The organism is Psychrilyobacter sp., assembly GCF_049671765.1.
GTDB lineage: Bacteria > Fusobacteriota > Fusobacteriia > Fusobacteriales > Fusobacteriaceae > Psychrilyobacter.
Map to the genome: position 1 here is coordinate 1 of NZ_JBATVM010000026.1, position 6,832 is coordinate 6,832.

7 protein-coding genes are annotated in these 6,832 nt (G+C 28.7%); 1 reads left to right on the top strand and 6 read right to left on the bottom strand.

What is annotated here, in order from left to right; all coding sequences use genetic code 11:
- The 6 genes from WBG30_RS01240 to WBG30_RS01265 all read right to left on the bottom strand — a co-directional run.
- Window positions 1-458, bottom strand: a 458-nt coding sequence (locus WBG30_RS01240; RefSeq protein WP_424502824.1) for a TatD family hydrolase, incomplete at its 3' end; no start/stop codon positions are given.
- 177 nt (window positions 459-635) lie between these two features.
- On the bottom strand, window positions 636-1,514 hold the full coding sequence (gene hslO / locus WBG30_RS01245) for an Hsp33 family molecular chaperone HslO (protein WP_424502825.1): 879 nt from the start codon (window positions 1,512-1,514) through the stop codon (window positions 636-638).
- A 229-nt stretch (window positions 1,515-1,743) separates the two neighbouring features.
- A complete protein-coding gene (locus tag WBG30_RS01250; protein ID WP_424502826.1) occupies window positions 1,744-2,346 on the bottom strand; it encodes a nucleotidyltransferase domain-containing protein in 603 nt (200 codons plus the stop codon).
- A 139-nt stretch (window positions 2,347-2,485) separates the two neighbouring features.
- Window positions 2,486-3,502, bottom strand: coding sequence for a glycosyltransferase family 2 protein (locus WBG30_RS01255; protein ID WP_424502827.1), 1,017 nt, complete (start codon window positions 3,500-3,502; stop codon window positions 2,486-2,488).
- A gap of 16 nt (window positions 3,503-3,518) precedes the next feature.
- Window positions 3,519-4,598: a glycosyltransferase gene (locus WBG30_RS01260; protein ID WP_424502828.1), complete on the bottom strand. Its 1,080-nt coding sequence runs from the start codon at window positions 4,596-4,598 to the stop codon at window positions 3,519-3,521.
- A gap of 131 nt (window positions 4,599-4,729) precedes the next feature.
- Window positions 4,730-6,115, bottom strand: a complete 1,386-nt coding sequence (locus WBG30_RS01265) for a lipopolysaccharide biosynthesis protein (protein ID WP_424502829.1) — start codon at window positions 6,113-6,115, stop codon at window positions 4,730-4,732.
- Between the two features lie 221 nt (window positions 6,116-6,336).
- On the opposite strand from WBG30_RS01265, the gene WBG30_RS01270 reads away from it, so the two are divergent.
- Window positions 6,337-6,832: beta-1,6-N-acetylglucosaminyltransferase (locus tag WBG30_RS01270; RefSeq protein WP_424502830.1), on the top strand; the 496-nt coding region annotated here is incomplete at its 3' end.

The window sequence follows — 6,832 nt, forward strand, 5'->3', positions numbered from 1 at the left end:
TAACAATGAACTATCCCCTTTATCTCAGGATATTCCTTTAAAATTTCCAAAGTATCATGGGTCGCTTCCCTGGTATGTATAACTACTGGTTTATCCACTCTTTTAGCCATCTCTAACTGTTTTCTGAATACAGCTTTTTGCTCCTCTTTTTCATCTTTCATCCAGTGATAATCTAGTCCTATCTCACCTATTGCTACTACTTTAGGATGACTAGCTAATTTCTCTAGTTCACCTTCTAATTCATCATTGTATCCATTGATATCTGTAGGATGAACTCCTACTACAGCATACATAAAATCATATTTCTCTGCCAAATCTATAGATCTTTTAGAAGAATCCAAATCATAGCCTATATTTACTGCAAACTCTAAATTTTCTTCTATAGCCTTTAAAATTTCATCTCTATCCTCATCATATCTATCACTGTCTATATGACAGTGCGTATCTACTAATTTCATCTTTAACCTCCAAATTTTAAACTTTTCTAAGTATATTTCAACTTTTTAAGTCATTCAAAATTTATTCCTAATTATATATATAATAAAATAATTTTTTATATCTGTGTTAAAAATTTTGATTTTTAATTTTATTATATCATATAAAGAAAAGACTACTAAATTTAGTAGTCTTAAATTTTATCCTAATAATTCATCTTTTGTAAATGAATATTTTTTTTGACAGAAATGACATTCTACCTCTAATTCAGGTTTTTCTGTGAATATTTCCTCTAACTCTTCTCTTTTTATCGTAATTAATCCCTTATAAAATTTATCTTTATTACAATTACACTTATAAGAAATTTTCTTTTCTTCATAGATGCTATAATCTTCAATTAGTGCTAAATCATCTTTTGAATCTATATCTTCATAGATTAATTTTGCTATCCTCTTTAAGCTCATTCCACCTGCCAATAATTCAGTCATTGGTCTCATAGCTTTTATCTTAGCCTCTAACTTTGTAATAAAATTATCACTAGCATCTGGTAATAGTTGAATCATATATCCACCAGCATTTTTTACCCTCATATCAGGACCTAATGATACTCCTAATACTACTACTGAAGGTGTCTGCTCCGATGTATAGTAATAATAAGCTATATCTTCCCCAATTTCACCACTAACTATTTGTGATACTCCTACATAAGGCTCTTTTAACCCCATATCTTTTATCACAGTTAACGATCCTCTTCCAACTAATTCTCCAACTTTAGGAACTTCTCCATCTTTTAATTCTAAATCAACTTCTGGGTTACTCAAATATCCCTTTACATTTCCACCAGCATCAGTAGTAACTAACATCTGTTTTAATAATCCATCTGTATTCGTTCTTAGAGTTAATAAGTCATCTCCCTTTAGAGTTGCCCCCATCATAACGGCTCCTGTCAAAAGTCTTCCGAAAGCCTTTATTGCTGTAGGACTACATTTGTGGATATCCAATGCTTCCTGCACTATATCCTTTGTATCAACTATAAAAAATCTTGCATTTTTACTTGAACCTCTTAATAATTTCCCCATCTTTATCTCCTTTTATTAAAATCACTATTAAATCATATTTCTTCTTTTTATAGATGATTTTTTATTGCTTATTTTTCTCTTTTATTTTATAAATTTCTAAAGATAATTATATCAGATAATACACTTTTTTTCAATGTGACAAATCTTTTAGACTAATATTTTATCCAACCTATTGTACTCCTAAAAAGTAAAGGCATATTACATTTTGTAAGTATAATTTTCTAAACAATTAAAAAATTTCCTCGATAATTTCTTTTAAAGCCTCATCATTACCACTATATAATTTTTCAAACATTAAATATACTTTTTTATCATTCTCTTTCAATAAAGCAAACGATTTTTTAGGCCCTAAGTACCATCTTTTTTTCATTTGAAAATAAATAGGTAATAAATCATTCATAAGCCATATTTTCTTATAATTTCCTTCTATATCTCCTACTTCAATTCTACTCATCATCTTATAACACCATGATTTTAAACGATCTTTTTCTTTACTTGAAATTTCAAATTCCCTCTCTACATGTGTTTTTATTTTTTCTAAAAGAATAGTACCTAAATTATCTACTTCATATAATATTTTTCCTTCATTTAATTTCCCTAAAGTTTCATAGCCATTTAAACAATCCATGGGACATATCCATAAATCTAATTGTATTCCATTAAAGAAACTAGTATCTATAATCATATTTTCAACTTCGGCAATACAAAAAATATTCAAATCACTTGTCTCAATATAAGTTCCATCTGCATAAGAACCATATAAGATAATTGCTTTACATTTATATTCTTTTTTTATTTTTTCCACTAGATCCTTCAATATTTTTTCTTTCATTTTTTACCAGCCTTTATAATTTATTTTATTGCTATTATAATATGTTTTCATATAAAATTAAAAATTTAATCAATAAATACTAAATAAAAACTACTCTCGATTATATTTAAGAGCAGTTTTTATCTTAACTTTCACTTTTTTATCTTACCATTTGTTTTATTCTCACAGCACTCTTTAACTTCATATATGTAAAGAAACTCTTAGGATTATAGTTCGCAAAATTACTTTTTTTATAGTCTACATAGGTCCCATTATATACACAGACTCTAAAATATTGTTCTGCTATCTCTCTATTAAAAATTTCTGACCTAAATCTTCCAATAGAATTATTTGTATCCATTAATTTATAAAGCCATTTTTCAACACTTTTTTTTGTATATTTAAAATGCTTTAAAGTAGAGGAAAGTGCTATTTCTGCATGAATATCTAGTTCATCATCACTATATTTGACTCCTAAGTAATCCAGTCCCAGAATATATATTTTTTTCATTACTTTGATCCTATCATTCATTCTTTTTAATGCTTGGTTAGTTACACTACTAGATACTATCCTATATCTCAATAATTTTTGAGATATATTTACGATTTTGTGATCTTTGGCTATTTCCATCCATAACCCATAATCTTCTGTAGCCTTATATTCATCATTATATCTAAAATTATTTTCTAATAGCACATTTTTTCTCATTATCACAGCTGGATGCATTATTGGACTTTCAAAGAGGAGTTTACATCTGATTTCACTATATCTTATAGGAAAATCTGTTGGTTTTTTTATCATAGGTTTACTAGATAAAAACATTACCCCATTAGATCCAGCCACTGCTACATCGAGATTTTTTTCCATGAAATTTACTTGTGTTTCTATTCTATTTTTTTCTGCTATATCATCGGCATCCATCCTGACAATATATTTCCCACGAGCTATTTCTATTCCTTTATTCAAAGTCTTTATTAATCCTATATTTTCTGCATTATTAATTAAACTTATTCTTTCATCTTGATAGGATTCGATTATGTTTACGCTTGAATCTGTAGACCCATCATTTATTATCAAAAACTCAAATTCCTCATAAGTTTGATCTAAAATACTGTCTATTGTTTCTCTTAAAAATTCACTTGTATTATATACAGGCATTAAAACCGTTACCATCATTTCAAATCCCTCCTCTTTATAATTTTTCAAATAACTCTTCGTATTTTTTTACCGACTCCTTCACACTAAATTTTTCTACAGTATTCTGTGAACCCGTTATTAATTTTTTCTTTAAATCATTATCTTCAAGGAGGAGTTTCATCAATCTTGCCATCTCCTCATAGTCCCCTACATCACACAGTAACCCCGTCTTTCCATCTAAGATTATATCTTCAGGTCTCGCCATAGACCTTGTAGATATCACAGGGACCTTACAAGCCATTGCTTCTACTAATACCATCCCAAATCCTTCGGTTTTTGAAGATAATAAGAATCCATCACACCTCGATATATATTTAAATGGATTAATTTGATGTCCTATAAAATCTACCCGATCTTCTAATTTTAAATTTTTAACCAACTCACGATATTTTTCTTCCTCAGGTCCCTCTCCTATTATCAAAAGCTTTACACTTTTATCTTTTATTTCATTCAATGCACATATCATAATATTTTGTGTCTTCTCCCACGATAACCTTCCTATCGTAGTAAAAACTTTATGATTCCCATCTAACCATTTGTGAGCTACCCCTTCTTTTGACATTTCTATCATATTTTCATCTACTACAGGATTATTTATAATTTTTATTTTACTCTCTATTAAGTTTACCTCAGATATTTTTATAGTCAAGTCTATACTTCCACGATTTATCCCAACCACCTTATCTGCCAAGGGGTAAAACCATTTAATTATTTTTTTTCTGACCATAGTTCTATCGATAGCATGGAGGGAAAATATAACTTTAGCTTTCATCCTAAATATTTTTTTCGCCAATAAAATAGTCAAATTATTTATGCATCCTCCTGCTATTATAATATCGGGGTTTTCTTTTTTCATTACCATAATCGATTCAAACACACCATCACGGGCCCTTTTTTTATCTAGATTGATCCTCCTAACCTCATTTTTTAGATGAAACGTAGATCTATTATTAGTATTTAGGAGTACTACTTCATATTTTTTTAAATCTAAATTATTTAATATATTTATAAAAACTCTCTCTATTCCTCCATTTAAAAATATAGAGTAATAAAATAAGATCTTTTTCTTTTTCATAAATTCCTCCAATCTTTTTGTTACTTTCTTGACCCATTAAATAGTCATTTTTTTCAAATTCTAATACTTTAGCTTTGATTTCTCTAATTTTACTGATATTCGTAATCTCACAAAACCATAAAAAGTAAATATTAACCTCTCCTAAAAGCCAAAGCTTTCTTACCATAATAAATTCCTAATATCCCTAAACTCACAAATAATACCGTATAACTTTTTATATTACCATCATTGAAAGCCAAATAGATTCCCATTATCAGTAAAAATCCAAGACCTACAATTATCTTATTCCTGTCGTATTCATAATAATAATATTTCATAGAAACCTTGAGTTTCACCACAAAGAACCCAATCCATGCTATGGCAGTGGCTATGGCAGCTCCTTTAGCCCCATATTTAGGAACTAAGATAAAGTTTAATCCTATATTTATAAAACTCGCAACTACACCTGCTATAAAATGCCACTTGGGTTTCTTGGCAAAATTTATCCCTTGAGAAAGGGTTTCAGACATACAATTTAATACTGGTGCCATGGTCAATATTGGTATCACATAGATAGCTTGCCTATAACTATCTCCTAATACTATATGAGCCAAATCCCTAAATATCATAGTGAATACAGCTATTCCAAACATTACTCCTGTTATTACCATCGATGTTTTTGTGAAATACCAGCGATCCTCTGGATTTTCTTCATACTTTTTTAACTGTCTAGGTACTATAAAGGATGAGATTGTTCCTTGAAGTATTGTAAGGATAGCCATTAATTTTAATGCAGCACTATATATTCCTAATTCTCCATAATCACTCCATAATTTTATGGCTATCTGATCAAAGGAAAAAAAGAGCCAAATTACCATCTTATTTAAAAGTAGTGGAAATGAATATTTCATAATTTCTATCTGACTGTGTTTTGGAGTTCCATGACCTTTTTTCCATGATTTCAAATTTAATCCTATCCCCATTAAAACTGTAAGGACAATAGAAAAAAATCCTGAATATATAACTATTTTATAAGTCTTACCCATGATATAGTATAAAATAAACACCAATACAAACTCAAAAAACTTCCGTGAAAAAGTAAAAACTGAATATAGTTTATAAGATTCATTTAATCTCAACACATAATCAGTAAATAACTGGAGGTGGTGAAAAAATAGAGCAAGTACCAAAACTAAAACCACAGAAAAATCCGGATCTTTGAATAAAAAATCTCCTATCCACTTATAAAAAAATATTCCAATTACTCCTACTACCCCCGTTAAGATCAGTGGATATTTTATTGCGTTATGTAGGAGATTTCCACGTAATTCCTTAGCCTCCTCATAATAAAACCGACTATAGGTATCTACTGTCCCCAATAATAACATTGGACCTATGGTATTTATTACAAGTAGATACATGGCTGCTTGTCCAAATTCCTCTGGTGTTAGTATTCTTGTCAGAATAGGTGTAGTCATTATGCCAAAGAGTATTCCTAGCCAATTTCCAGCTGCAAATGTAAAAAATTTCTTTATCATAAATTTATCTCCTTTAAAAAAGCACTCAATGATGCCAAAATTTGTTGTTCGCTCAATATTTTATAACAACCAATCTCTTATTAAAAAACTAAATTTTATCTTTATCTTAAATCGATAGATCATAAATAAAAGCTATTATTTAATAATTTTGATTCCAAAAAAAATATTAGTATAATATACTATACTAACATTTATCTAATTTACCCACAGGAGATTTTATTATGAAATTAGCATATATTATACAAGCTCATAAAGGCTTTAAACAACTAACTATTTTAATAAATATTCTATCAAAAAATTCAGATGTATATCTTCATATTGACTTAAAAAATAATTGTTTATATCAACAATTAAAGAAACATTACCTTTTTCAAGACAATGTTTTTATTATTTCGGATAGAGTTTCTGTCAATTGGTCTGGTTTTTCCCAAGTAGAAGCTACATTAAATCTATTCCATGCTATCAGAGGAAAAAACTATGATTATATAACCCTCCTAAGCGGACAAGATCTCCCTATCAAATCTCATTCAGAGATTATAAGTTTTTTATCGGAAGATATCCATCGTGAATTTCTCCATATAGCATCTGACTATAAAAACTATAACTGGAGAATCCTAAGATACAGCCCATGGAGTGAGAGTAAATCTATTTGTACCTTTCCTCTAAATAAAATAAACAGTATATCTATAAAATTACAAAATTTATTAGGTATTAAAA

Bases quoted from the DNA above. Each gene is read 5' to 3' on its own strand.
- WBG30_RS01265 (WP_424502829.1), bottom strand. From the start codon at position 6,115: ATGATAAAGAAATTTTTTACATTTGCAGCTGGAAATTGGCTAGGAATA.
- WBG30_RS01255 (WP_424502827.1), bottom strand. From the start codon at position 3,502: ATGATGGTAACGGTTTTAATGCCTGTATATAATACAAGTGAATTTTTA.
- WBG30_RS01260 (WP_424502828.1), bottom strand. From the start codon at position 4,598: ATGAAAAAGAAAAAGATCTTATTTTATTACTCTATATTTTTAAATGGA.
- WBG30_RS01250 (WP_424502826.1), bottom strand. From the start codon at position 2,346: ATGAAAGAAAAAATATTGAAGGATCTAGTGGAAAAAATAAAAAAAGAA.
- hslO (WP_424502825.1), bottom strand. From the start codon at position 1,514: ATGGGGAAATTATTAAGAGGTTCAAGTAAAAATGCAAGATTTTTTATA.